Raw genomic sequence first — 26,617 nt, forward strand, 5'->3', positions numbered from 1 at the left:
AATTGGGTGGGGGAAATGACGATGAATAAGAAGATTGTGCTTGCGTATTCTGGTGGACTCGATACATCAGTGGCGATCGCGTGGCTGCGCGAAACGTATGGCTATGACGTTGTGGCGATGTCGGTGGATGTCGGGGAAGGCAAGGACCTGGCGTTTGTGAAAGAGAAGGCGTACACGATCGGCGCGGTAGAGTCGCACATGATCGACGCGCGCGATAAATTTGCGTATGAGTTCATCCTGCCGAGTCTGATGGCCAATGCGCTCTACGAGGGGGTCTACCCACTGTCGGCGGCGCTCTCGCGGCCGCTGATCTCAGAGCTTCTTGTGCAGGTCGCAAAAGAGACGGGGGCAGAGGCGGTTGCGCACGGCTGCACGGGCAAAGGGAACGATCAGGTGCGTTTTGATGTTTCGGTCGGTGCACTCTCACCGGAGCTCTCTGTGATCGCGCCTGTGCGCGAGTGGGGTTGGACGCGCGACGATGAGATTGAATTCGCGAAAACGCATAACATCCCGATTCCGGTGACGCTTGACAGTCCGTTTAGCATTGACGCGAATCTGTGGGGGCGCAGTTGTGAGGCGGGCGTGCTCGAAGATCCGTTTGCGGAAGCGCCAGAAGAGGCGTTTGACTGGACGACAAGCCCGCTTGAGGCGCCCAATGAGCCGGAAATCGTAGAAATCGAGTTTGAAGCGGGCGTGCCCGTCGCGATCAACGGCGAGCGCATGGGTCTTGTTCAGGTGATCGAAACGCTCAATCAGACGGCGGGACGGCACGGCGTCGGTCGGATCGACCACGTGGAGAATCGCCTGGTCGGGATCAAATCGCGTGAAGTGTATGAGGCGCCTGCGGCTATCACGCTGATCAAGGCGCACCAAGCTTTGGAGTACCTGACGCTCACGCGCGAAGTGGCGCAGGCGAAGCCGGCGATGGAGCAGAAGTTTGCGGAGATCGTATACAACGGGCTGTGGTTCTCGCCGCTAAAAAAAGCGGTCGATGCGTTTATCCGCGAAACACAGCAGACGGTGACTGGAACGGTTCGCATGAAACTTTACAAAGGCTCGGCGACGGCAGTCGCATCCGCTTCGCCCTACTCGCTGTATCAGCACCATCTGGCGACGTATGCGGCAGGCGATCAGTTTGATCACAAGGCGGCGGTTGGTTTCATCTCGCTGTTTGGGCTACCGACGCGCCTTCAGGCGACCGTGACGAAAGGATCGCAGGCATGAGCGATCGAAACGAAACAAGCAACGTGATGTGGGGCGGCCGCTTTCAAAAGCCGCCACACGTTGCGGTTCAGGCGTTAAACGCGTCGATCCATTTTGACAAGCGACTGGCGTTTGTCGATATCGCTGGCAGTATCGCGCACGCGCGGATGCTTTTTCGCCAAGGGATCATCGCGCAGGATGACGCAGAGCGCATCATCGCGGGTCTTCAGGCGGTGCGCGCGGAGATTGAGTGCGGCGAACTTACATTTCGTGAGGACCTGGAAGATGTGCACATGAACATCGAGCACCGCTTGACGGAGTTGATCGGCGCGGCGGGGGGACGTCTTCACACCGGACGCTCGCGAAACGATCAGGTGGCCTTGGACATGCATCTGTACCTGCGTGAGCAGGTTGATGCGATTCATGAGGAGATTCGCGTCTTCGAGCGTGTGTTGCTTGACGTGGCAGAGGCGAACCTTGATGTGATCATCCCGGGTTACACGCATTTGCAGCGCGCGCAACCCGTGCTTTTCGCGCATCACTTGCTTGCTTATGTGTGGATGTTTGAGCGCGACTGTGAGCGTTTGCGCGACGCGCGCAAACGCATCGATGCGCTGCCGCTTGGCGCGGGCGCGCTGGCGGGGACGACCTTTGCGATCGATCGCGCGGCGGTGGCCGAAAAGCTCGGGTTTGAGCACATTTACGAAAACAGTATGGATGCGGTGAGTGATCGCGATTACATCCTGGAGACGCTCGCGGCGCTCTCGCTTTTTATGGTACACCTGTCGCGCCTGTCAGAAGAGCTCATCTTGTGGAATTCGACCGAGTTCGGGTTTATTGAACTGGACGACGCGTTTACGACTGGCTCCTCCATAATGCCGCAGAAGAAGAATCCAGACGTGGCGGAACTCGCGCGCGGCAAGGCGGGGCGCGTCTTTGGTCATTTGACGGGGCTCTTGACGGTGTGTAAAGGATTGCCCCTCGCTTACAACAAGGACCTTCAGGAAGACAAAGAGGGTGTTTTTGATGCGCTCGACACGGTGCATCTGTTGCTTGCCGTGTTTCCTGCGATGATCTCGACAATGGGTGTCAACCGCGAGCGCATCAAGCGCGCGCTTGATGGAGATTACAGTGCGGCGACCGATATGGCCGATTATCTCGTGCGCAAAGGATTGCCGTTTCGCCAGGCGCACGAAGTGGTAGGGCGCATCGTGAATGTCAGCATCCGTGAGAGGCGCGCATTGACCGCGTGGTCGATTGAGGCGTTGCGAAAGGAATCGCCACTCTTTGACGAGGATGTGCTCGAAAAGCTCTCGCCAGAGGCGGTCGTCAATGCTCGACGATCGCGCGGAGGGACTGCGCGCGATCGTGTGGTAGAACAGCTGACGCTGGCGCGCGCGCGCGTAGGCTGATCTGCGCTCGCGATGCGTGGCAGGTCATGTAGAGATGTCCTGAACGTCTATTCGATTTGTGTCACGTGCTTTAGGACATGTGTCGCGGCGCGCTTTCCATCTTTGATACAGTCGGGAATTCCCATGCCCCGATAGGCGGCTCCTGCCATGGCGAGACCAGGAAAATCGTGTAGCGCTTGCTCCATGCGCGCTACGCGATTTGCGTGGCCCACATCGTACTGTGGCATCGAAATCGGCCAACGCGTGAGGCGGTAAAACGCGGGTGTGCGTTTTACCTTCCAGATCGCGTGAAGGTCATCCTCCACAGCTTTTACAATGTCCTCATCGCTTTGTTTCAAAATTTCCTCGCTACCATCTCTCCCTACATAGCAGCGTACAACCACTTGTTTTTGATCTAGAGACGATGGCCATTTTGTCGTGACGACTGTGCATGCGGTGATGGAAAGTCCGGCGCTGCGAGGAACGAGAAATCCGGTCATCTCACGCTGTTCGGGAAACGTGGCCGCAGCAAACCCGAGAATGACGGTTGCCGTCGACGCATAGCGAATGGATGGAAGCAGATCTGTGGTGATCCCTAACGTCTCTACGATCGCGGCAGCGGCGTGAGCGGGGGTTGCCAGGATCACAGCGTCTGCCTCAAACCGTGTGGGAACATTGTCAGAAAGGTAGACAAAGGTATAGCTACCATCCGGGTTTTTCTTTAGTTGCTTCACTGGCGCGTTCGTTTTGTAGTGGACGAATTCATTCGTTTTAGCGAATAGTGCCTCAGTGAGTGTTGACAGCCCGCCTTGCAAGCTGATGAACGGAGATGACGCGCTTTGCGACGCAGGGCGTTGAGTACGTTTTTTGCTTCTTTTTGCGCCAAGCAAAAGGCTGCGGTGTGTTCGAATCAAATGTTCAATGGCAGGGGTTGCATCAGCGATGCCCATTCGGTCAATGTCTGCTGCGTGGATGCCGGCGAGCAGAGGTGCTGCGATTTGTTCCACGACCTCGTGACCAAAGCGTAAGCGCAACAAATGGCCTAGAGAAAGTGTCTCCAACTCGGAAGTCCTTGGCAAGACGAGATCGCCGAGCGCGCGCAGTTTGCCGCGCGGACTCAGAAGAGGCGACATCGCCATGGCAGACCATCGCGCAGGGATTCCCATGTACAGATCGCGCGGAATGGGAAAAAGCGTGTGGTTTCGGGCGAGGGATGTTTGACCGGAGACGGCGTGAATGATTTGGTCGGAGATCCCCAGTTCGCGAAGCAAAGTGACGCCGTCTGGTTTTGCGGTGAAGATCGAATCAGGGCCGAGTTCAATCCAGAACTTTTGATCTCGATGTGTCTGAATTTTTCCGCCGATGCGAGATGTCGCCTCAAACAGTGTGCATTCCAGCGGTAGGCCGCGTTCTTTGCTCTGCTCCTGCAGATGGTAGGCGGCAGTCATTCCTGTCACGCCGCCTCCAATGATCGCAACCCGGATGAGTCTCATTCTGTTTGTGCCCCCATCTCCTTGCCGCCGCGCAGGGAGAGCGGCAAATAGGCGCAACCGGGGTCACTCTCCAACGGATCGCCTGTCACGGCAAAAGCGCGCGCACGTGATCCGCCGCAAATTTCTTTGAACTCGCACACACCACACTTTCCTTTGCGGAGTTTACGGTTTCGCAAGGAGAGCAGCAAGGGGCTCTCGCGATACAGCGTTGGGAGTGGCGTGCGCAAAACGTTTCCTATGGATACGGGAAGGAACCCGGAAGGATAGACGTGCCCATTGTGCGATATAAAGATGAAGCCGTCCCCATCCGTGACATTTCGCCCAGGTGTGCGCTGACCATGTTGGCTTGTGATCCGCTGAAAAAAAGGAGCTTCTGTGGTTTTGATCGCAAATGGACGGATTTGAGTTTGTTCATAAAGCCACTGCAAAATGTCTTCGTTTTGCTGTGCGTCAAGCATCATGGAAGCGCGTCCTCGCCCTGTGGGGATCAGAAAAAAGAGACTCCACAGATCGATCTGGTGCTGTTCAGCGATGGCTGCGATGCCTTCCAGTTCAGTTTTGTTCCACGCTGTGACCGTCGTATTGATTTGGGTGGACAGTCCAGATTCCCTAAGGTTTTGAAGCGAGTTCATGGTCTCTTTGAATGAGCCGTGTACAGAGCGGAAGCGATCGTGCGTAAGGTTTGTCGCACCGTCCAGACTGATTGCAAAGCGGGAAACGCCAGAGAGTACGGCACGTTGAAGGACGCTTTTGGTCAGCTTCGGGGTGACGCTCGCAGCGAGAGAGACGTGAACACCCTGGTTTACAGCATACTGAATGAGATCGAACAAGTCGGGTCTCTCTAAAGGATCGCCGCCGGTGAAGACGAGGAGGGGATGATCCATTTCCGTGATTTGATCGATCACGCGTTTTGCCTGATCGGTTGTAAGCTCGTCAGGCGCGCGGCGGGTTTGTGCTTTTGCGCGGCAGTGAACGCAGTGCAATTGACAGGCGCGGGTTAATTCCCACATGACGATGCGCGGGTGTTGTTCATACTGGAGCACACGCGTGGTTGCCGCAGAAGATTGAAGCAGTGCCATTTGAAACGGCCTCTTTTCGCTTCTGAATTCAAAGATCAGTTCCTTTGAACTTATGATAAATCGGGTGCGGTCGTGAGGAGAGTTCCCTATGGACCATTCTTCCTAGATGGTTTGGAGGGGGGAGACTAGTAGAGAATGCCTAGTAGGGGTCAGAACTCTTCTGCGCATTGCCGCGTCAGCGTCAAACCTGCTCCGTCACGTACCAGGGACGTACGCTCCGTCCGCATGTTTGACTTGCTTTCTTGCACTGCTTGAAGCTTACCTGACCCCTTTTTGATCTCCCATCCTTTTTAGTGGTCTGGAAAAAAGGACTCTCCTGACGCTGTATCAAGGCTTGCGCCTTGCCCGGTTTCGACACCGCGGACGTACCAGGCAATGGCACCTGCCAATCCGATGACCCAAATGAGGATGTTGAACAACGTGTAGGCGTTTAGGCTAAAACTCTGTGTGATATAGATCGTGGCGACATACAGACCAATGCTTACAAAACGCACAAATGCAGTGTACGTTCCGCGCGACTGTGTCGGCCACACTTCACCTTTTAAGGTATCCTCTGTGAGATAGCCGATGTTTACAAACAGGTTTAAAAGAATCAGCAGAATCCAGAAGAGCGCCAAATTTTTCGACCACGCACCGAGCGTAAGCCAAATCACGATCGTGAGCGCGACGGAACCGCCGTAACCGAGAAGCAACAGTTTTTTTCGACTCAAGCGATCCGCCCAGAATCCCAAGAAACCGGAGATGAGTCCTGTCCCTGTCGCGATCAGGACGATCTCTGATTTGAAGTTTGGAAAATAGTTAGGCCCTAATACATAGGTCATCAGACCAAACCCGGCGGCGCCTGCGAATGACGTTGTGATCGTTACGAACAGTTTGAGTGGAATGCCAACGCGGCGTGAGGTGGATGGCGCTTGCTTTGCCGCAGTTGTTGCCGTGCGTGCGGCGAGTCTGCGCGCTTCGTACTCTTCACGCCCGTAAAAGCGGTCGATCTCTGCCTGTGCACGTTCGTGGTAGCCCCTTTTTTCGAGCCATGGAATCGACTCGGGCGTGTTGCGCCGCGCCAGAAACATGACGATGAGAACGGCGAGTAGTGTAACGGCAATCATCCCGCGTTGAAACGCAATCTGTTGTGAAGCGGAAAAGAGGGTGACAATCGCAATAATAACGCCGCCGAGATTGATGAAATTAAGCTCCAGCATCATTGCCTTGCTACGATGTTTATGAGGCATCATCTCGTGGGACGCCGCCATAATCGTGTTCATTTCACCGCCGGCCGCAAACAGCAGGAGCGCGAGAAACAGAAGAATAAGTACATAGGTCTGGCTAAAGACGATGCCGATGGCGCCAATTCCATAGAGAGACATCGTCGTATAAAACGTATTTTTCCTTCCAATCCGATCCGCGAGTGGACCGGCAACGGCGATGCCAATCACAAGCCAGATAGGAGCCCATGCGAGCAAAAGGGACTGAAGGCTCTTGGGCATGGTGACCCAACCTGTCGCGAAGGTGGCCATGCTAAAAATGTAGTTTTCGAGCAACATCCCGAGTCCAAAAGACCAGAATGACCAATTGTCCGTACGTGTCCAGTGTTCAACAGCATGAACGTTTGTTTCTTGGGATGCCATTTGCAAGATCCCTCCTCAGATTTAGGATGTGCGTGAGCGGAATTGATCATTCTTCTTAGCATCAGAATATCAGAAATGAAGAATCTTCCACAGGGTTTTTGACGATGGGTGTCGAATGTAAGATGTCGAATCACGCTGTCGAAGCATCGCGAAACAGCGCCTGTCGAATTATTCAATGGAGGATTTGCATGATTGAGATGCAGGACGTCTGGAAAGAGTACGGGAACGGTGTCGCCGCACTTTCTGGCATATCCGTGCGGATCGCACAAGGAGAATTTTGCTATGTGGTTGGCCCGAGCGGTGCCGGCAAATCGACATTCATCAAACTTATGTACCGTGAAGAAAAGCCGACGAAAGGTCAGATTTTTGTCGGTGGTTTCAATATTGAGCGATTGCGTGAGAGGCAAATCCCTATGATGCGCCGCCACATTGGGGTGGTCTTTCAAGATTATAAATTGTTACAACCCTTGACGGTGTACGAAAATGTATCGTTTGCATTAGAAGTTATTGAAGCGTCGCGAAAGACGATTCAAAAGCGCGTCGCCGAAGTCTTGGAACTCGTTGGTCTCACTGAAAAAGCGAACATGTTGCCACGCGAACTGTCAGGTGGCGAGCAGCAGCGTGTAGGGATCGCGCGCGCACTCGTCAACAAGCCGAGTGTGATCATCGCGGATGAGCCTACCGGAAACCTTGATCCGGACAATTCGTGGACGATTATGAAACTGTTTCAACGGGTGAATGATCGCGGAACAACGATCGTCATGGCGACGCATAATCGGGAACTCGTCAATTCGGTTCGCAAGCGCGTCATCGCGATTGAACAAGGTCGCATTGTGCGCGATCAGGAACGCGGGGAATACGGCTATGAAGATTAGGACGGTAGGAAGACATGCGCGGGAAGGAATGCGCAATTTATTTCGCAATGGTTGGATGACCTTCGCATCGATTAGCGCAGTTGCAGTCACCTTGTTTATCTTGGGCGGATCCATTCTCCTGAGTTTGAATGTGCAAAACATCTCCCTAAACATTGAGAGTCAGTTGCAGATTAACGCGTATGTGAGCAATGTCGTGCCTGTCAAAGCGCTCCCGGCGCTGGAAAAGCGACTCGCACACTTGAGTGGCGTGCGCTCTGTGCGCTTTGTGTCGAAAGTTCAAGCGTTGAAGCAAATGAAGCAGATCTTAAAGAGCAATGCGGATATCATGACTGGGCTTGGCAACCCGTTGCCAAACGCTTTCATCCTAAACGCAGTGAATCCGCAACAGACTGCAGCGGTTGCAAAAGAGGTGCAGAGCACGCCGGGCATTGAGAGTGTTCAGTACGGGCAGAGCTTTCTTCCAAAACTTTTGACGATCATGAACGTCGCGCGCGATGCGGCTGTCATTCTGATCGGCGGATTGCTCATCCTCGGGATGTTTCTCATCTCAAATACGATTCGCGTCACCATCTTTACGCGACGCCGCGAGATTGAAATTATGAAGTTGGTTGGCGCGACCAATGGCTTCATTCGCGGCCCTTTTTTCGTCGAAGGAACACTGATGGGGTTAGTGGGCGCAGCCATACCGAGCGTTGTTCTGTATGAGCTTTATCGCTGGATTGCACAGACGGTAAAACTGTTTCCACCGTTTACGCTCGTCCCGTATCCGCTTGTCATTACGCATGTCGTTTGGGTGCTTGTCGCCTGTGGACTGTTCATGGGCGTATGGGGCAGCCTCTTTTCGATGCGCCGCTTTCTTCGCGTCTAGACAGTGGCGTGGGGGATCACTATTTGCCTTTTGAATGGGAAGAAAGGGCTACATGAGTTCTCAAGGTTGAACCTGTCCGCATAGAGTGATGGTGTCCCGCAAACGGGACGCTGTTCGCTGCGCGAAAAGGACAGGTGAACGACGTGAAAATCGCCCGCGTTTCAAAATTTCTGGGGACCATTGCATTGACGGCGGCGGCAACGGTTCTCACGCTGCGCGCGGTAGGCGCAGACTTTTCTCCGCTCGCGAGTCAACCCGCCTATCGGCAGTTCATGTCCACGTATCGCCTTTTGACGACGTCATATTACCGTCAGGTCGATCCGAATGAGTTGATTCACGGCATGATCTCCGGCATGATGGACACCTTGCACGACCCTTTCTCTCAGTACATGAACCCAGCGATGACAGCCCGGTTTCGCGAGATGGTCAGTTCGCACTTCCAGGGAATCGGCGCTGTACTCTCCTATGAGTCAGGCCAAATCGTCATCAGTTCTGTCCTGCCCGGCTCACCTGCTGATCGCGCGGGTGTTCGGTCAGGGGACATTTTGACGCAGGTCAATGGGAGCAAGACCGATGGAATGTCTCTTTTGCAGGTGGTGGAGCGCATTCGTGGACAGGTTGGCAGCTATGCGAATCTGACCTTGCTGCGCGGCTCTGCGACGCTACACATTCGCGTGCAGCGGGCAAACCTTCACCAGTCGACCGTTTACGCGAAGATGTTCTCGAATCACATCGGATATATTTTGATCACACAGTTTAGCGAAGACACGGCGAGCGCATTCGCGCGCGATTTGAGCATTCTGAAACAGGAAGGCGCGCGCGGTCTCATTCTTGATGTGCGGGATGATCCGGGTGGACTGCTGTCGAGTGTCGGTCAGATTGCAAACGATTTGTTGGCGAGAGGGAAAACGATTGTCGAAGTAGAGAGCCGCAATCATCAGATTCAGGCACTCCACGCCTCGGGCAGTGGAATCAAGCTTCCAATGGTTTGTTTGATCAATGGAAACAGCGCCAGCGCGGCGGAGATTCTTGCGGCGGCGCTTCACGATTCGGGTGGGGTGCCGCTGATCGGTGAGCGCACCTACGGTAAAGGCACGGTGCAAGAAACGCAAGAGTTTGCGGATGGATCGAGTCTGAAACTGACGGTTGCCAAATGGCTAACGCCAAAAGGGACGTGGATTCACCACGTGGGAATTGCGCCGTCGATGTACGTTGCGACGCCTGCATTCTACCATCTGCCGCCGCTTCCCATGACGCTTAGGCGGCCGTATGCGCTTGATCAATCCAGTGTCAGTATCGCAGTCTTGCAACGGATGCTTCTCGCGCTCGGGTACAATCCAGGGCGGACGGATGGCTACTACAGTGTGCAGACGGAGCAGGCGGTCACAGCATTTCAAAAAATGCACGGTTTGAAATCAACAGGGACGGTGAGCGATGCCACCGCGTACGCATTGAATGTCGCGCTGCTAAAGATACGCGTCCGCGACGATCCGGCCATGCAGACCGCTATCGGGTATCTTGATCAGAAACTCGGAGGATGAGCAGGAAGCGGCGTATAACGTGTCGAAATATAGCAACCGAGGAAGACTCGGTTGCTTTTTCATATGTTCATGATGCGTTTTGTTTGATTGATCTGTGCGAGAGAGGTGATTTCGTTTATGGTTCTTCACGGCCTTCTCGCGCTTCTTCACTTTCCGTGGCTTTATCTCGTCACACTTTTGCTTGCAGGGATTCAACACCTTCGACAGCGCCATTTGGAGCGCGCAACACTCGGAATCAAAGTGACTCGTGATGTGCTGCACGCATTTCGCAGTATCGGTATTGGTCTGCTCGCAGGGATTGTGATCAGTGCGGCGTTTGACTACGCGCATATACCGTTCAGTTGGCAGGACGGTGTCAGTGTCTGGGTATTGGGGACGCTTTTCTCGGTGATCGACATGCGACTGGCGTGCGTCTCTTACGGCGGTTCTCTGGTTGCGCTCGCGGGACTTGTCAGCGTTTGGTGGACGCCTGCGAACGCGCCGCTGGTGACTGCATGGCTGCGCGCGCTGCACCCTTTTTCACTCTTGGCGCTGATTGCTGCGGCAAACGGCGTAGAAGGGATTGCGACATTTATGCGAGCGGGCATTGCGTCTCCATTTTTAATGAAGAGCCGCCGCGGGCAAACTGTGGGTGCCTTTTTATTGCAGGGATTCTGGCCGTTACCGATTTTTGTGTTGGGAAGCGTGCCTTTTAGCGTTCTGCCGAATCGCACAGGTATCGCACTCGGCACGACGCCACAACGCGTCTTTTTTTTAGGAGGTGTGTCGATCAGCCTGTATGCGTTCATTTTGGCGGTCGCCTTGTTTTTATTGCGCCACTCAACGCTCGGATTGGTCATTGTCACACTGATCTCGCTGTTTTCACACATATGGATTGACAAATTCCAGGTTGTCCGAGAAGAGTCGCAGCCCCCACTCTACGTTCGTCCCAAAGCGGGTGTGCGCATTCTCGCCATTCTTCCCGGAACGCCGGCAAGGCGCATCGGTCTGATGCCAGGTGAGACCATTGCGCGTGTCGGCGGCATCACGGTAAACAGTCCGTATGATCTGCATTTTGCAATCGATCATAACCCAGCGTATGTAAAGCTTGAGGTGATCGATTCACGCGGTGAACTGCGATTGATCGGAACGCCGATCTTTGAACGCGATCCTCACCATCTCGGATGCATGTTTGTACCTGACGAGCGGGGGTTGGCTGAGGCAAACGTGTTTAGCGTTGGGCAGCAGGGACGATTCTTCAAGCTCTGGCGAAGCGTCGAGGCGGGGGAGAATGCGGCTGAATCACCCGCGTGACCGATTGGTGGTTTCCCGCATGATCTGGTCTGTTCATAGAAATTGTTCAAAACGTTGACATACCATCGCTTATAGAGAGCGTTCAAAGCATCAATAGGTGTTCGCGAATACACGAAGTTCGGTGCGATTTTATTCACGATAGGGAGTTAGAGGATGGATCTTACAACCATAGGCGGCATCATACTCGGGTTTGCTTCGCTGATTGTCGCGTTTGTCATGGAAGGCGGCTCTCCGCTCGCTTTGTTAGGTCTGTCTGCCGCCATTATCGTGTTTGGCGGGACGGCTGGCGCTGTCATCATTTCTTTTTCAGCAAAACAATTGAAAATGGTGGGCTCGCTTTTTAGCATCGCATTCAAGCAGCAGAAGCTCGACAGTTTGGCGGCGATCGAACAGCTTGTGGCGCTCGCGACGTCTGCAAGGCGGGAGGGTATTCTCTCGCTTGAGGACAAGCTGGAGGGGATGCAGGATGTGTTCTTTAAAAATGCAGTTCAGCTTGTGGTCGATGGCGTTGACCCGGAACTCGTCCGCAGCATCCTTGAAACAGAGATTGGCTACATGGAGGCGCGGCACGAAGCGGGGGTCGCTGTTTTTGAGTCGGCAGGTGGTTTCGCTCCGACGATGGGGATCATCGGAACGGTCACGGGGCTCATTCACGTATTGAGCAACCTGACGAATGTCAGCACGCTCGGACCGCTCATTGCGACTGCGTTTATTGCAACCCTCTATGGGGTGGGCAGTGCAAACCTGCTGTGGTTGCCGCTGGCCTCTAAGCTCAAGCAGCGCTCTAAAGAAGAGATCTTGTTGCGTGAAATTATGGTAGAAGGTGTACTGTCGATTCAAGCTGGAGAAAATCCGACTGTTTTGGATCAGAAGTTGAAAGTGTTCCTCGCACCGCGCATGCGTGAACGCAGTCAAGGCAAGAAAGGGTCAGCGTCGTCCGAGTCGGAGGTAGCGAATGCCTAGACGAAAAAAGTCGGTCGTAAAAGAGAACTCCGAGCGCTGGTTGATCACTTACTCGGACTTGATTACCCTCTTGCTCATCTTTTTTGTCATCATGTACGCCATGTCCAAAGTTGACGTGGCAAAGTTTATGACGCTCTCTGAATCACTGAATGCGGCGCTCAACCCGAGCAATCAAATACCTTTGCAAGGATTAGGAAAGACGGCACTCCTCGCGGCAGAGAATCCAACCCAGGGACACAATCAGGGATTTAGTCTGAAGGCTGGCAGCAAAGCGCAAATGATCCAACTGCAAAACATTCTAAAAGAAGACGTCAAGTTTTCAAATCTCTATCAAGAGTTGAAACAGTTTGTCTCAAAGCGCGGTTTGGAAAACAGTCTTTCGATTACCAATCAACAGCGGGGAATTCAAATCACATTAAGGGATGTCGTCCTTTTTGCGACGGGACAGGACCAAATTCGCCCGCAGGCGGTGCATGTCTTGCAACAACTTGTCCCTTTTTTGCAAACCCTTTCGAATCAGATCCAGATTGAAGGGTACACGGACAACGTGCCGATTCACACTGCGCAGTTTCCGTCGAACTGGGAGCTGTCGACGGGTCGCGCGCTCAATGTCGTTGAAGATTTGATTCAGTTTGGGGTCAATCCGACGCGTCTGAGCGCCGTCGGTTACGGTCAGTACCACCCGGTCGTGCCAAATTCCACAGCGGCTGGGCGACAGCAGAATCGCCGCGTCAATATCGTCATCCTGCGCAGTACGTACTCCCTGCAACAAGGGGAGTCATCGTTTGGCGCACAGCCGAACGCCCTCGCTGCGATCACACCGGCAGTCGGTGTGAATCGCAATGTGCTGATCTCCCAAAACACGACGCCAAGCAATCTGCAAATCCCCATTGTCCTTCAGTCAAAATCGGTGCAAAGCGGTGCACCAACTCATCCGTGATGCTGTTGCGACGCGGACGGCGTAGCGGTGTGGCGAAAAATTGCGAACCAAAGTCTGTCCTCTTCCATTTCCATCGAACGTATGATCGTATATAATGCGAAGAGATGATGGGTGATGATGGGAGGCTGTTTGCGATGGCACTGCCAGGATCGTTTGAACTGGTGTCTGAGTATGAGCCGACGGGCGACCAACCGAAAGCGATTGAACAATTGACATCAGGCATACAAAAAGGTGATCGCTTTCAGACGCTGCTCGGCGTCACGGGTTCTGGAAAGACGTTTACCGTGGCTAACGTCGTCGCAAAGATCAACAAGCCAACGCTTGTGATTGCGCACAACAAGACGCTCGCCGCACAGCTCACGTCCGAGTTTAAAGAATTTTTCCCCAAAAACGCTGTTGAGTACTTTGTCAGTTATTACGATTACTATCAACCGGAAGCGTATATTCCGCACACCGATACGTTTATTGAGAAAGACGCGAAAACGAATGACGAGATCGATAAACTGAGGCACTCTGCGACGAGTTCGCTGTTTGAACGAAATGACGTTCTTGTTGTCGCGAGTGTCTCAAGCATTTTCGGACTAGGTTCGCCATTTCGCTATAAAGAAAACGTTCTCTCGCTGCGTGTGGGCATGGAGAAACCGCGCAACGAGATGCTGCGGCGACTCGTAGATATGCAGTACGAGCGAAATGATGTGAACTTTGTGCGCGGAACCTTTCGCGTACGCGGAGATGTCGTTGAAATTGTTCCGGCATCGCACGGGGAACAGGCGCTTCGCGTCGAGTTTTTTGGGGAAGAGATTGAACGCATTACGGCAGTCGATATCCTGACCGGTGAAATGATCGGCCGGCGCGAGCATGTCGCCATTTTTCCGGCGTCCCACTATGTCTCGGGAAAAGAGACGATTGAGAGAGCGGCGGCATCGATACGCGCGGAACTTTTAGAGCGCCTCTCCGAGTTGCGATCTGCAGGACGTCTGCTTGAGGCGCAGCGGTTAGAGCAGCGCACAAACTACGATCTTGAGATGATGCAGGAGGTCGGTTTTTGCTCAGGCATTGAAAATTACTCGCGTCATTTAGACGGCCGCTCGGCCGGAGACCCTCCCTATACCCTGTTTGATTACTTTCCAGATGATTTTCTCTTGGTGATTGATGAGTCGCACGTGACGATCCCGCAGTTGCACGGTATGTACGGTGGGGATCGCTCGCGAAAATTGACGCTGATCGAACACGGTTTTCGGCTGCCGTCTGCTGCTGACAATCGTCCGCTGCGTTTTGAAGAGCTTTCGATGTACAAGTATCAGACGATCTTTGTCTCGGCGACGCCTGGGGATTATGAGTTGAAGGTGAGCGCGCAAAAAGTAGAGCAGATCATCCGCCCGACGGGACTGCTCGATCCGCTCATCACAGTGCGGCCAATTAAAGGACAGATTGACGATCTGATCGCGGAGATTCGCAAGCGGATCGCCCGTCAAGAGCGCGTTCTGGTAACTACGCTCACGAAGAAGATGTCAGAAGACCTCACCGATTATTTGAAAGAGGTAGGCATCAAGGTGCGCTATCTGCACAGCGACATTAAGACGCTTGAGCGCATGGCGATACTGCGCGATTTGAGGATTGGCGTTTTTGATGTGCTGATCGGAATCAACCTCTTGCGTGAAGGGCTTGATTTGCCTGAAGTATCACTCGTCGCCATCCTCGATGCGGACAAAGAAGGCTTTTTGCGAGCGTGGCGGTCGCTGATTCAGACGATTGGAAGAGCCGCGCGCAACGCGTCGGGCGAGGTGATCATGTACGCCGATGTGTACACTGACTCGATGAAGCTGGCGATTTCAGAGACGGAGCGCAGGCGTTTACTCCAGTCGGAGCACAACGAGGCTCACGGCATCACACCGCAGACGATTCATAAAGCGGTGCGCGATGTGATAGAAGCGACGAAACTCGTCTCTGATGGGGAAGAACTAGCGACGAAAGTTGCAAAGATGACCAAAGCGGAGCGCCGCGAGTTGATCGGGCGTTTGGAACAGGAAATGAAAGAGGCGGCAAAATCGTTGCAGTTTGAACGTGCGGCAGAGTTGCGTGATATGTTGATTGAGTTGTCTGCGTCCTGAGGGACGCAATAAAACGCGAGGTGCGACGAACGCGGTCGCGAGCAGAGACAAGACTCGTTTGGAGGCCCGAATGGCACACGAATCGATTGTGATTAAAGGCGCGCGCGCGCATAACTTAAAAAACATAGATGTGGTCATTCCGCGCGATAAGTTGGTCGTATTCACCGGACTTAGCGGTTCAGGGAAATCATCGCTCGCGTTTGACACGCTGTACGCAGAGGGACAGCGGAGGTATGTCGAATCGCTTTCGGCGTACGCCCGACAGTTTCTGGGGCAGATGGACAAGCCGGACGTCGATTCGATTGAAGGGCTGTCTCCCGCGATTAGCATTGATCAGAAAACGACGAGCCGAAACCCGCGCTCGACGGTGGGCACGGTGACCGAGATCTATGACTATCTGCGGTTGCTCTTTGCGCGTATCGGCATCCCGCATTGTCCGAAGTGTGGCACGCCGATTTCCTCTCAAACGATCGATCAAATGGTCGATCGTGTCTTAACGCTTCCCGAGCGCGCCCGGATTCAGATTCTCGCCCCAGTCATCACGGGGAAAAAGGGTGAACACCAAAAGGTCTTTGAGGACCTGATGCGAAGTGGCTACGTGCGGGTGCGTGTTGACGGTGAACTGCGTGAGTTGGGTGAAGAGATCAAGCTTGAGAAGAATAAAAAACACACGATCGCCGTGGTGATTGACCGTATCATCGTGAAAGAAGACGTGCGCACGCGCGTTGCAGAGTCATTGGAAAATGCGCTGACGCTTTCGGGGGGGACGGTCATCGTTGACGTGCTGGAACAGGAGGAGCTCCTGTTCAGTCAGAATCTCGCCTGTCCGAATTGCGGGTATAGCGTTGATGAGCTTGCGCCCCGTATGTTTTCATTCAATAGCCCGTTTGGCGCGTGCGAAGCGTGTACGGGGCTTGGCGCCAAGCAGGAGGTCGACTTGGACTTGGTCATTCCCGATCCGGGCAAGACGATCGACGAAGGCGGCATTGTGCCGTGGGCGGGGACGACGTCAACCTATTATCCGCGACTGCTTGAGAGCGCCTGCAGGCACCTTGGGATCGCGACGGATGTGCCGATCAAGGATGTGGACCAGGCTGCGCTTGACCAACTCTTTTATGGCATCAAAGGACAAAAAATCAAATTTACTTATGAAAATGATTTTGGGCAAGTCAAACAGGCAGAAGTGCCCTTTGAAGGGGTTGTCCACAATCTTGAACGACGTTATCGCGAGACGGCGTCTGACTATATTCGCGAGTTTGTCGAGGAGTTCATGAGCAGTCGGCCATGCCCGGCCTGTCGCGGGAAGCGATTGAAGCCAGAGAGTCTCGCCGTGCGCATCGCAGGTGCATCCATCGCAGATGTCACGGAGCGGTCGATCGTCGAAGCGATCGCATTCTTTGAGGCGCTTACGCTTACGGAAAAGGAGCTGCAGATTGCGCACCTCATTCTGAAGGAGATCGGCGCGCGGCTCGGTTTCTTGCGTGATGTGGGACTCAATTATCTCACGCTGGCGCGCGCGGCAGGAACGCTGTCGGGTGGTGAGGCGCAGCGCATTCGGTTGGCGACACAGATTGGTTCTAGCCTCGTCGGTGTACTGTACATTTTGGATGAACCGAGCATTGGACTTCACCAGCGTGACAATGCGCGACTGATTCGCACGCTGACACAGATGCGCGATCTCGGGAACACGCTGATTGTCGTGGAGCACGACGAGGATACGATGTTTGCGGCCGATCAGATCATTGACATTGGACCCGGCGCGGGTGAGCATGGCGGTCATGTCGTTGCGCAAGGAACGGTTCAAGAGGTGATGGACCACCCGCATTCGATTACGGGCATGTACCTCAGCGGCCGACGTTCGATTCCGATTCCTCCGGCGCGTCGTCAATCAGACGGCCGAGTGGTCGAGGTTCGCGGTGCGAAAGAAAACAATCTAAAGAATCTCTCGGTGCGCTTCCCGCTCGGCGTATTTACGTGTGTGACAGGCGTTTCTGGGTCGGGAAAAAGCACGCTCGTCAATGAAATTCTCCACAAAGCGCTCGCGGCAAAACTCAATCGCGCGCGGATTCGCGCCGGGCGCCACGATGAGATTCGCGGACTTGAGCACCTCGACAAAGTGATCGATATCGACCAATCGCCGATCGGACGCACGCCGCGGTCGAATCCAGCGACATACACAGGGGTGTTTGACGACATCCGCGATGTGTTTGCGACGACGCAGGAAGCAAAGGTGCGCGGGTATAAGAAGGGACGTTTCAGTTTTAACGTGCGCGGAGGTCGGTGCGAGGCGTGTCGCGGTGACGGCATCATCAAGATCGAGATGCACTTTCTCCCGGATGTGTACGTGCCGTGTGAAATTTGCAAGGGTCGACGCTACAACCGTGAGACGCTTGAGGTGCACTACAAGGGGCGCTCGATCGCGGACGTCCTCGACATGACGATCGAAGAGGCGCTGACGTATTTTGAAAACGTTCCTAAAATTGCGCGCAAGCTACAGACGCTCTCTGATGTGGGACTCAACTACATGCGCCTGGGACAGCCTGCGACAACCATGTCGGGCGGCGAAGCGCAGCGCGTAAAGTTGGCGTCTGAACTGCATCGCCGCAGCACAGGGAGAACCTTGTACATTTTGGACGAGCCAACGACGGGACTTCACGCCGCAGACATTGAGCGACTGTTGATCGTGCTTCAACGACTCGTTGATGCAGGGGATACGGTGGTCGTGATCGAACATAATCTGGATGTGATCAAGACGGCGGATTACCTGATCGATCTCGGACCTGAAGGCGGCGATCAGGGGGGGCGACTCGTCGCGAGCGGCACACCTGAGAAGATCGCAAAGTCCCCTGAGTCGTATACAGGTCAATATCTTGCGCCTGTGCTTGAGCGGGATCGGGCACGCGCGGAGTTGCGTGAAACGGTTGCACTTTAGGGCGGCAGAGCAGGTGCGGGCGGCAGGGAGTTGCGTGAAAAGGGGTTTTGTGAATGGTAACGGATGATGCTTCTCAGCGAAAAGAGGAGACTGCCTACGAAGCGTTTACCGCACTGGAGGTGCGGGTGGGGAAAATTCTAACGGCTGTGCTTCATCCGAAGGCGAAGAAACCTGCCTATCAGTTGACGATCGACTTTGGCACACTCGGCGTCAAAAAGAGTTCGGCTCAGCTCACCGTTCAGTATCAGCCTGAAGATCTGATCGGACGGCAGATTGTCGCTGTCGTAAATTTTCCGCCGCGTTTGATCGGCGGGTTCACATCGGAAGTGTTGGTGCTCGGTGCTCTGCATGACGATGGGGCGGTCACACTTCTCACGCCAGAGCGCGCGGTGCCGCTTGGCGCGCCGATTGCCTGAGATGCGCGTCACGTGGTTTGGCGATGACGCGACGCTCGTTGAGGGCGTTTCACGTGACTTGCGCCATGCGTTGGTGTTGTCCGTCCGTCCAGCGTGGCTGCGCGAGGTCGTTTGTGTGGGAGAAGACGCGATGCTGTATCTTCAAGCACCGCCTCGTGATCGCGAAATTTCCGCGGATCGAGCAGCGCTCCACACCGTGATTTGCGCATGGCTTTACGCTGTGGGGCAAGGCGAGACTGCGTTCATTTCGCAAAAACCAAAGTTGCATGCGTGTACCGTGCGCTATGGTGGCGAGGATACCGATCTGGAAGAGGTCGCACGCCGTGTCAACCTCTCCGTTTCAGACGTGATCGCGCGGCACACGAGCCAGACGTACATCGTTGACGCGGCGGGTTTTGTGCCAGGGTTTGCCTACCTCGAAGGCCTCCCGGATTCGCTTTACCTACCGCGCAAAGCTGTTCCGCGCGTTCAGGTGTTCCCTGGGGCGGTGGCAATCGCAGCTGGTTATACGGGGATCTATCCTTCGGCGAGCGCTGGGGGATGGTGGATTTTGGGGACGCTCGTTGATCCACTGCCCGGTGCGCTGTGGCAGTGGGATGCCGATCCGCCTGCGCGTCTGGGTTTTGGCGACCGCGTGGTATTTCGCTCCGTCGACGCGTAGCGAGGAACGGAGGGTGAAACAGAGATGAGCTATATCCGCGAACTTGAACGCGTTTTTGCGGGGCGACTACGGATCAATCACGAGCCTCCAGAAGCGTTCCAGGCCGAATCGTTCGATGCATTGGTACGCGGGAGCACCGTGCGCGATCAGCGCTGTTTTGCCTGGATCGAACACGGGAAAAAGTACTATGTCGCGTATCACGTTTCGCAATTGACGAAAACGGAAGAGACGCTGTTACGCCTTTTGCTGACGAATCATCAGGACGAAACGCTGGAAAAACCGAGATGGCAAGAGGAGATTCACGCCGCGCTGCGGGAAGCGCCGGAGCCTTTTCCACGCGCGATTCGGATCGAAGATGAAGTTGAAGAAACGCCTGTTCCGTGGAGTTGGCCCGTCTACTTGATTGGCGTGCGGCCTCACGACACACCGAAAGAAGATACGCGTCAAGAATTGCAGAGCGCGCTTCACTCGCTCGCCGAAGCCTCTTCCGGTGAGTTTTACTTTACATATGACCAGGCGCTTGTCGTGTGCGTTTTTCCAAGGCATGCGGATGAAGATATGCACAGTCCTAGGGAAACAGCTGAGGCGCTCGTCGATGGTCTGGTATCTGAGTCGTTTATCGATGCGCGCGCGGTCTATAGCGGTGCGGTGCGCAGTTTGCCAGAATTGCTCCTGACCCTTCGGCGCATGCTGTTTGTCGTGATGACCGCTGAGGCGCTCACGCCAGAATCGCGCGTGCTCACGGCCCAGGGACTCGGCGTCTATGAATTGCTGTTTGGCTTGCGTCCGCACTTGCGACAGGCATATGCGGCGCACACGATCACGCCGTCTGTCACGATGACGCTTGGGGCAGAGCTTGAGCAGACGGTGATGACGTTTGTGGCATGCGATCTAAACATGAGCGAAACCGCGCGCAAACTCTATCTGCACCGCAACAGCTTGCTGTATCGGATTGAGCGCATACGCGAATTGACCGGCTACGACGTTCGTCGGTTCGACGACGCGGTGACGGTGTGGGCGGCTCTTCTCTTGCGTAGACTGTGAACGAATATTTTTCGGCGCGCGAACTGCCTAAACATTGGTGTGGAACTTTGTGTAGAGTGCCATATGGTGGGGTGTGGGCAAGTCGGGCTATACTACCGAAAGTAGTGAAACGCATCGACTTTTTGAAAGGGGCTCACAGCCTTGGCAGAAGTAATTTTGAAAAACGTATACAAACGCTATACCGGCAACGTTGTCGCAGTGACCGATTTTAATCTTGAAATTGCAGATAAAGAGTTTATCGTCCTGGTTGGCCCATCGGGTTGCGGAAAATCCACGACACTCCGCATGATTGCGGGGCTCGAAGAGATCTCGGACGGCGATTTGATGATTGGTCAACGTCGCATGAATGACGTCGCGCCAAAAGATCGCGATATTGCGATGGTATTCCAGAACTACGCGCTCTATCCGCACATGACGGTGTATCAAAATATGGCGTTTGGGCTCAAACTGCGACGCTTCCCAAAAGCTGAGATTGACAAGCGCGTGCGCGATGCGGCGCAAATCCTCGATATCACCCACTTGTTGGCGAGAAAACCAAAGGCGCTTTCTGGCGGGCAACGTCAACGCGTCGCGCTGGGACGCGCGATTGTCCGAGAACCACAGGCGTTTTTGATGGACGAGCCACTTTCAAACCTTGACGCGAAGTTGCGCGTCGCGATGCGCACAGAGATCAGTAAACTTCACAAGCGCTTGCAAACGACGTTCATCTATGTCACACACGATCAGACGGAAGCGATGACGATGGGCGATCGCATCGTCGTTATGAAAGACGGTTTTATTCAGCAGGTGGCAACCCCGCAAGAGATCTACAATCATCCGCGCAATCTGTTTGTGGCTGGATTTATCGGTTCACCTTCCATGAACTTTATCAACGGTCAGGTTGAAGAACAAAACGGAAAACTGCGCTTTGTAGCGCAAGGACTGTCACTAGAAATCCCGGAGGGACGCCACGAAGCGGTGCGTGCAGCGGGCGCGGTTGGTAAAGAGATGGTGCTCGGCATTCGCCCAGAACACATCCACGATGAGCCTGTCTACACGGAGACGTATCCGGGTGGCATTTTTGAAGCGGTGATCGAAGTGGTTGAGCATATGGGGTCGGAAATGTACTTGATGATGGACCTCAGCGGCCAGCAGGTTACGGGACGGATTGTCGCGCGCAGTGACGTGCACGCTTCAGAAAACGTGAGACTCGTGATGGACATGAGCAAGATTCACATGTTTGACAAAGAGACGGAACTGTCCATTCTGTGATGACCTTATATCCCCAAGCTTCTGATAGGAAGGGGGCTGCGCGATGAGCGGGTTTGTCACGGTCGCTCAACTCGTGGAAGAGTTAAATCTTGAATTGATCGGCAGCGGAATCGGTTTAGCGCGCACGATCAACTCAGAGGAGATCAATCGTCCGGGCCTCGGGCTCGCCGGATTTCTCGTGTATTATCCATCCGATCGCGTGCAGGTGCTGGGGCGCACAGAACTGGCTTTCCTAAGCTCCATCGATGCGATGGACGCGCGTGAGCGACTGAAGCGGATCTGTAGTTTTGAGCAGACCCCCTGTATCGTAGTGACGCGCAACCAGGAAATCTCAGATGAACTGCGTGAAGAAGCGGAACAATACGGCGTTCCGCTTCTTCGGACGCGCCTTTCGACGCCTAAGTTTATTGCTCAGATCACAACCTTTCTCGAACTTCACCTCGCGCCAGAAACGCTCGTCCATGGTGTCTTGGTGGACGTGTACGGGATCGGCATTTTGATGACCGGGTCAAGTGGCATTGGGAAGAGTGAGACAGCGCTCGAACTGCTCAAAAGAGGTCATCGCATGGTGGCGGATGACGCGGTGGAAATTCGCCGGATTTCTGAGGACACGCTGGTGGGGATGGCGCCTCCCCTCTTGCAGCATTTGCTTGAGATTCGTGGACTCGGCGTACTGAACGCGATGACCTTGTTTGGCGCAGGCGCGATTCGCACGCATAAGAAAATTGAAATGATCATTGAGCTTGAGGCTTGGCAGGATGATCGCTCGTATGACAGACTCGGACTCGATGAAGACAAGCGGCGCATTCTCGATGTAGATCTTACCTGTCTGATTATCCCTGTGCGACCGGGGCGAAACCTTGCGATCATTATCGAGGTGGCGGCGATGAATCAGCGCCTCAAACGAATGGGGTACAACGCGGCGCGTGAACTGTCGGAAAAGTTGATGTCCTCGATGGACGCGCACGAAGATTAGGTCCTATGTGGTCTAATGCGAAATAAAATAAACGCTTCTTACACTACGCGGTGGGTAAAAACCGACTGGCGGAGACATACTGTGCGCGTCGGAGGTGGTGGAGACGCGCAAGGTATCGGTCTATCGCTTACCTGAACGTACTGGAAAAGAACCCTGCAATCCCTTGTATCGTCTCTATGAGACGGTGCCTTTTTTTCGTGTCGTAAGGTCAGTGCTCATCCAGCGAATGGTTCGCGTTTGTCCCAGTTTCTCACTAAAAAATACGATATACCGGCGACTGCTTGGGGTACAGATCGGTGTGCATACGGCGATCGCGCTTGATGTGACGCTCGATATGCTGAAGCCCGAGTGGATTTCGATTGGCCGAAATTGTGTCATCGGATACCAGACCACGATACTCACACACGAATACCTCATTCATGAGTATCGATTCGGACCAGTCACGATTGGCGATGAGGTTATGATTGGAGCGAATTCAACGATTCTCGCGGGTGTCACGATCGGGAGCGGAAGTGTCATCGGGGCGGGCTCAGTCGTTTCATCCGACGTCCCGCCAGGCGTATTTGCAGCAGGGGTGCCTGCGCGAATCATTCGCTCATTGACAGCAACGACGCCCGAATGATAGGATTGTACAAGCGGATGCTTTAGCATGTTAAATCACTAAAGTGTATGGAAAAGGACGAGAGCAAATGGCGCGTGCTTGGGAGAGACCGGTAGGAACGCGTGATTTCTTTGGAGATGCAATGCGTCAACGCAATCAGATCATCCATGCGATTCGCAATACGGCGAAAACGTTTGACTATGACGAGATTGAGACACCGATGCTTGAGTATTCGCAGACGTTTCAATTCGGTCTTTTGCGAGATGACGAGGAACGGCTTTTTCGCACGTTTGACCCAGCGGGGCACACCCTCGCACTGCGGCCAGAGATGACCACGCCAGTCGCGCGCGTGGCGGCTACCCTCCTTGCGCGCGAGCCATTGCCGCTGCGCTTGATGTATGCGGCAAAAACGTATCAGACGCCGACATTGCGCGCGAAGCAGACGATTGAAGTGACGCAGGCGGGGTTTGAGTGCATTGGCGATGAGGGACTGGAAGCGGATGCCGAGGTGATCGCGCTCGCGGTGCGCAGTCTGCAGGCGCTTGGCATTCAAACGTTCCGAATTGCGATTGGCCACACCGGGTATGTACAAACATGGTTTGAAAAAATACCCGAGACTCTCGCACGCGGTTTGCGTCAGGCGATGCTAGAGAAGGACTGGGTGCAATATGAGACAGAGCTAAAGCCTTACCAGAGTGCGACGTGGTACGACGCGGTGCGGTCGCTTCCAAGGGTGCGCGGAACGCGCACGGCACTGCTTCAGGCGCGAAGCGCCGCGACCGATCCGGCAGGGCGTGCGTGTTGTGACGAACTTCTGACGCTGTTTGATTTACTAGATCTCTATGGGGTTCTTGAGTATGTGCACGTGGATTTAGGGCTTGTCCTTGACCACGATTACTACACGGGACCAGTCTTTGAAGGATATGCGGAGCATCTGGGGCAGCCGATCTGTGTGGGGGGAAGATACGACAACCTGCTAGGGTGCTTTGATCGACCATTGCCTGCCACTGGCTGTGCCCTCTTCGTTGAACGTCTCATGCGCGTAGTCGCGGAGCCACAGGAAGAAGAGGAGAGGATCGTGGTGCGGTATGTTGAAAAGGGGCGGATGTCTGCCCTCTCGTTTGCTGAGTGGCTGAGGCGAAAAGGTTCGATCGTCCGAACAGAGCGCATGCCATCAGATGCAATGGGTGCGGAGGGTGAAACGGCTGGGGGATGCTCTGGTGGCATCATGCGTGTGCTTGAAGTGAGTGGAGCGCGCGTACACGGCGATGTGCGTTTACAAGACGACTATCGCGCTTTCCTGCGTGAGGGAGGGATCACATGCTGACGGTCGCACTCGCCAAGGGACGCATTCTTGAAGATACGATGCAACGTTTGCGATCTGCTGGGTTTTCGCCTCCGGAGGAATTGCTCGACACGCGCAAATTGGTGCTTGAAGATAAAAAACACCCTTTGCGCTATTTATTGGCAAAACCGTCTGACGTTCCGGTGTATGTTGAACACGGCGCCGCAGACCTCGGTGTCGTCGGCAAGGATGTGCTCTATGAGTCGCAGGCAGATGTTCACGAATTGATTGACTTACAAGACGGAAGATGCCGAATTGTCGTGGCTGGTCCAAGCGGGCTCGATGTAAAACGGGTGACGCGCGTCGCCACGAAGTATCCGCGCTATGCGCAAGCCTATTTCCGCACGCTCGGTCGTCAGATTGAAATTATTCCGCTGAGCGGCAGTGTGGAACTGGCGCCGATCATCGGATTATCCGACTGCATTGTGGATCTTGTCGAGACAGGGCGTACGTTGAAGGAAAATGGGCTCATCGAGCTCGTGTCTTTGTCTGCCATTTCGACACGCCTCATTGCTAATCGCCGCAGTTACCAAGTGCGCGGGAGCGAAGTGGATCACGTCGTTTCGCGCATCCGCGATTCGCTGTGTGAAGGAAGTGTTGCGCAGTGATTGGAATCCTTGATTACGGTGTCGGCAATCTGTTCAGTGTAAAAAAGGCGTTTGACTATTTGGGTGAACCATCTGTCGTTATTCAATCGGCGTCCGAGTTTGACGCGCTTGATCGACTCTTGATCCCAGGGGTTGGCGCGTTTGGCGATGCGATGGAATTGCTCCACGATCGCGATCTCGTTACAGCGATTCGTGCCTTTGCGGCGTCAAACCGGCCGCTGCTTGGCATTTGCCTCGGCATGCAACTCCTCTTTGACGCGAGCTCTGAGCATGGCGATCACGCGGGGCTCGGACTCTTGCCGGGGCGTGTTGAACGAATTCCGGGGCCTTATAAAATACCGCAGGTCGGGTGGAACCAGTTGCAACCCGCTCGCCGACACGCGCTCACGCTTTCATTAGAGGGCGAAGATTACGCGTATTTTGTCCATAGTTACTATGTGCGTGTCGCAGATGATTCGATTCTTCTTGCGACGGCAGAGTATGGCGTCGATGTTCCGGCCATTGTTGCGCAGAATAACATCGTAGGCATGCAGTTTCACCCTGAGAAAAGTTCAAACACAGGTTTAAAGCTTTTGAAACAGTTTGCCGTTTTTCCGGATCAAAGCGGTGTGGCGCGCGACGAAAAGACAATCACCACATCAGCGCGAGGAGGTGTCGAGCGTGTACATTTTGCCCGCGATTGACCTTCTTTCAGGAGATGCAGTTCGCCTCTATCAGGGTGATTATGAGCGTGTCACGTCTTATGGGGATCCACACAAGCTCGCGCGCAGCTATCGGGAGGATGGCGCAACCCATTTGCACATCGTTGATTTAGATGCGGCGCGAAGTGGCACGCGCACACCGCAAACGGCGGAGTGTATCCGTGAAATCCTTGAAGATACGGGGCTTTACATCGAACTTGGCGGCGGTATACGGACAGAAGAAGATATTGAGTACTGGCTGAAACTCGGCGTGTGGCGGGTCGTCCTCGGCACTGTCGCGGCGCGTGCGCCAGAGGTTGCGGGAGGCTATCGCAAAACGTATGGAAAGAGCGTCACGGTAGGGATTGATGCGCGAAACGGGAAGGTTGCGACGGCTGGTTGGCTGGCGGAGGAAACGCTTGAAGCGACCGCACTCGCGAAAGCGCTGTGTGAGTTCGGATTCGAAGACTGTATTCATACCGATATTTCGAAAGACGGTACGCTTGCAGGTGCCTCCCTGGAACGTTCTGTAGAACTCTCCAAGTGCTCCGGGTTGTCTGTGATCGTCTCTGGCGGTGTCAAAGACCTGGCAGATGTCAGGCAGATTATTGCGCGCGCGGACGCGGGCGTATCAGGTGTGATCTTAGGAAAAGCGTTGCTCGACGGGCGGATGTCCTTGCGTGATGCCCTGAATCTCACCGCCGGGGAGGTGCCGATGTAG

23 protein-coding genes are annotated in these 26,617 nt (G+C 54.4%); 20 read left to right on the forward strand and 3 right to left on the reverse strand.

Features of this window, described 5'->3' with window-relative positions; translation table 11 throughout:
- The first annotated feature begins 21 nt into the window (after positions 1-21).
- Positions 22-1,224 (forward strand): argininosuccinate synthase, encoded by a 1,203-nt coding sequence (locus AYW79_RS02125; protein ID WP_067561040.1) that lies wholly within the window; start codon positions 22-24, stop codon positions 1,222-1,224.
- On the forward strand, positions 1,221-2,615 hold the full coding sequence (gene argH / locus AYW79_RS02130) for an argininosuccinate lyase (protein ID WP_082864646.1): 1,395 nt from the start codon (positions 1,221-1,223) through the stop codon (positions 2,613-2,615). Before AYW79_RS02125 ends, argH begins: the two co-directional genes overlap by 4 nt.
- Before the next feature lie 47 nt (positions 2,616-2,662).
- On the opposite strand, the gene hemG is transcribed toward argH, so the two are convergent.
- From hemG to AYW79_RS02145, 3 genes are all read right to left on the reverse strand, one after another.
- On the reverse strand, positions 2,663-4,087 hold the full coding sequence (hemG, locus tag AYW79_RS02135) for a protoporphyrinogen oxidase (protein WP_067561042.1): 1,425 nt from the start codon (positions 4,085-4,087) through the stop codon (positions 2,663-2,665).
- Positions 4,084-5,166, reverse strand: coding sequence for a radical SAM protein (locus tag AYW79_RS02140; RefSeq protein ID WP_067561044.1), 1,083 nt, complete (start codon positions 5,164-5,166; stop codon positions 4,084-4,086). The genes hemG and AYW79_RS02140 overlap by 4 nt, the downstream gene beginning before the upstream one ends.
- A gap of 290 nt (positions 5,167-5,456) precedes the next feature.
- Positions 5,457-6,791, reverse strand: coding sequence for an MFS transporter (locus AYW79_RS02145; RefSeq protein WP_067561046.1), 1,335 nt, complete (start codon positions 6,789-6,791; stop codon positions 5,457-5,459).
- A gap of 188 nt (positions 6,792-6,979) precedes the next feature.
- Here AYW79_RS02145 and ftsE point away from each other — a divergent pair, with 188 nt between their 5' ends.
- From ftsE to AYW79_RS02235, 18 genes are all read left to right on the forward strand, one after another.
- Positions 6,980-7,666, forward strand: coding sequence for a cell division ATP-binding protein FtsE (gene ftsE, locus AYW79_RS02150; RefSeq protein WP_067561048.1), 687 nt, complete (start codon positions 6,980-6,982; stop codon positions 7,664-7,666).
- A complete protein-coding gene (ftsX, locus tag AYW79_RS02155; protein WP_067561050.1) occupies positions 7,656-8,534 on the forward strand; it encodes a permease-like cell division protein FtsX in 879 nt (292 codons plus the stop codon). Before ftsE ends, ftsX begins: the two co-directional genes overlap by 11 nt.
- Positions 8,535-8,668: 134 nt before the next feature.
- Positions 8,669-10,075: a S41 family peptidase gene (locus AYW79_RS02160; protein WP_156481865.1), complete on the forward strand. Its 1,407-nt coding sequence runs from the start codon at positions 8,669-8,671 to the stop codon at positions 10,073-10,075.
- 117 nt (positions 10,076-10,192) lie between these two features.
- On the forward strand, positions 10,193-11,368 hold the full coding sequence (locus AYW79_RS02165) for a PDZ domain-containing protein (protein WP_067561053.1): 1,176 nt from the start codon (positions 10,193-10,195) through the stop codon (positions 11,366-11,368).
- Between the two features lie 153 nt (positions 11,369-11,521).
- Positions 11,522-12,331 carry a flagellar motor protein gene (locus tag AYW79_RS02170; protein WP_067561055.1) on the forward strand — a complete coding sequence of 270 codons (810 nt, stop codon included), beginning with the start codon at positions 11,522-11,524 and terminating at the stop codon, positions 12,329-12,331.
- Positions 12,324-13,271, forward strand: a complete 948-nt coding sequence (locus AYW79_RS02175; protein WP_067561057.1) for a flagellar motor protein MotB — start codon at positions 12,324-12,326, stop codon at positions 13,269-13,271. Before AYW79_RS02170 ends, AYW79_RS02175 begins: the two co-directional genes overlap by 8 nt.
- A gap of 134 nt (positions 13,272-13,405) precedes the next feature.
- On the forward strand, positions 13,406-15,382 hold the full coding sequence (uvrB, locus tag AYW79_RS02180; RefSeq protein ID WP_067561169.1) for an excinuclease ABC subunit UvrB: 1,977 nt from the start codon (positions 13,406-13,408) through the stop codon (positions 15,380-15,382).
- A 70-nt stretch (positions 15,383-15,452) separates the two neighbouring features.
- A complete protein-coding gene (gene uvrA / locus AYW79_RS02185) occupies positions 15,453-18,314 on the forward strand; it encodes an excinuclease ABC subunit UvrA (RefSeq protein ID WP_067561059.1) in 2,862 nt (953 codons plus the stop codon).
- A 53-nt stretch (positions 18,315-18,367) separates the two neighbouring features.
- The gene (locus tag AYW79_RS02190; RefSeq protein WP_067561061.1) at positions 18,368-18,730 is read left to right on the forward strand and encodes a tRNA-binding protein; all 363 of its coding nucleotides are present in this window, start codon (positions 18,368-18,370) and stop codon (positions 18,728-18,730) included.
- Positions 18,711-19,391 carry a 5-oxoprolinase subunit B family protein gene (locus tag AYW79_RS02195; RefSeq protein ID WP_067561066.1) on the forward strand — a complete coding sequence of 227 codons (681 nt, stop codon included), beginning with the start codon at positions 18,711-18,713 and terminating at the stop codon, positions 19,389-19,391. Before AYW79_RS02190 ends, AYW79_RS02195 begins: the two co-directional genes overlap by 20 nt.
- A gap of 24 nt (positions 19,392-19,415) precedes the next feature.
- The gene (locus AYW79_RS16035) at positions 19,416-20,435 is read left to right on the forward strand and encodes a PucR family transcriptional regulator (RefSeq protein WP_067561067.1); all 1,020 of its coding nucleotides are present in this window, start codon (positions 19,416-19,418) and stop codon (positions 20,433-20,435) included.
- 141 nt (positions 20,436-20,576) lie between these two features.
- The gene (locus AYW79_RS02205) at positions 20,577-21,686 is read left to right on the forward strand and encodes an ABC transporter ATP-binding protein (RefSeq protein ID WP_067561069.1); all 1,110 of its coding nucleotides are present in this window, start codon (positions 20,577-20,579) and stop codon (positions 21,684-21,686) included.
- Positions 21,687-21,729: 43 nt separating this feature from the next.
- Positions 21,730-22,662 carry an HPr(Ser) kinase/phosphatase gene (hprK, locus tag AYW79_RS02210; protein WP_067561071.1) on the forward strand — a complete coding sequence of 311 codons (933 nt, stop codon included), beginning with the start codon at positions 21,730-21,732 and terminating at the stop codon, positions 22,660-22,662.
- A 97-nt stretch (positions 22,663-22,759) separates the two neighbouring features.
- The gene (locus AYW79_RS02215) at positions 22,760-23,284 is read left to right on the forward strand and encodes an acyltransferase (protein ID WP_067561072.1); all 525 of its coding nucleotides are present in this window, start codon (positions 22,760-22,762) and stop codon (positions 23,282-23,284) included.
- Between the two features lie 67 nt (positions 23,285-23,351).
- Positions 23,352-24,590, forward strand: a complete 1,239-nt coding sequence (gene hisZ / locus AYW79_RS02220) for an ATP phosphoribosyltransferase regulatory subunit (protein ID WP_067561074.1) — start codon at positions 23,352-23,354, stop codon at positions 24,588-24,590.
- Complete coding sequence (gene hisG / locus AYW79_RS02225) at positions 24,584-25,216, forward strand: ATP phosphoribosyltransferase (protein ID WP_067561076.1); 633 nt, start codon at positions 24,584-24,586, stop codon at positions 25,214-25,216. The genes hisZ and hisG overlap by 7 nt, the downstream gene beginning before the upstream one ends.
- Complete coding sequence (hisH, locus tag AYW79_RS02230; protein ID WP_067561078.1) at positions 25,213-25,899, forward strand: imidazole glycerol phosphate synthase subunit HisH; 687 nt, start codon at positions 25,213-25,215, stop codon at positions 25,897-25,899. The genes hisG and hisH overlap by 4 nt, the downstream gene beginning before the upstream one ends.
- The gene (locus tag AYW79_RS02235; protein WP_067561080.1) at positions 25,877-26,617 is read left to right on the forward strand and encodes a 1-(5-phosphoribosyl)-5-[(5-phosphoribosylamino)methylideneamino]imidazole-4-carboxamide isomerase; all 741 of its coding nucleotides are present in this window, start codon (positions 25,877-25,879) and stop codon (positions 26,615-26,617) included. Before hisH ends, AYW79_RS02235 begins: the two co-directional genes overlap by 23 nt.

This window comes from Ferroacidibacillus organovorans (genome assembly GCF_001642725.1).
GTDB classification, from domain to species: Bacteria; Bacillota; Bacilli; order Alicyclobacillales; family SLC66; genus Ferroacidibacillus; species Ferroacidibacillus organovorans.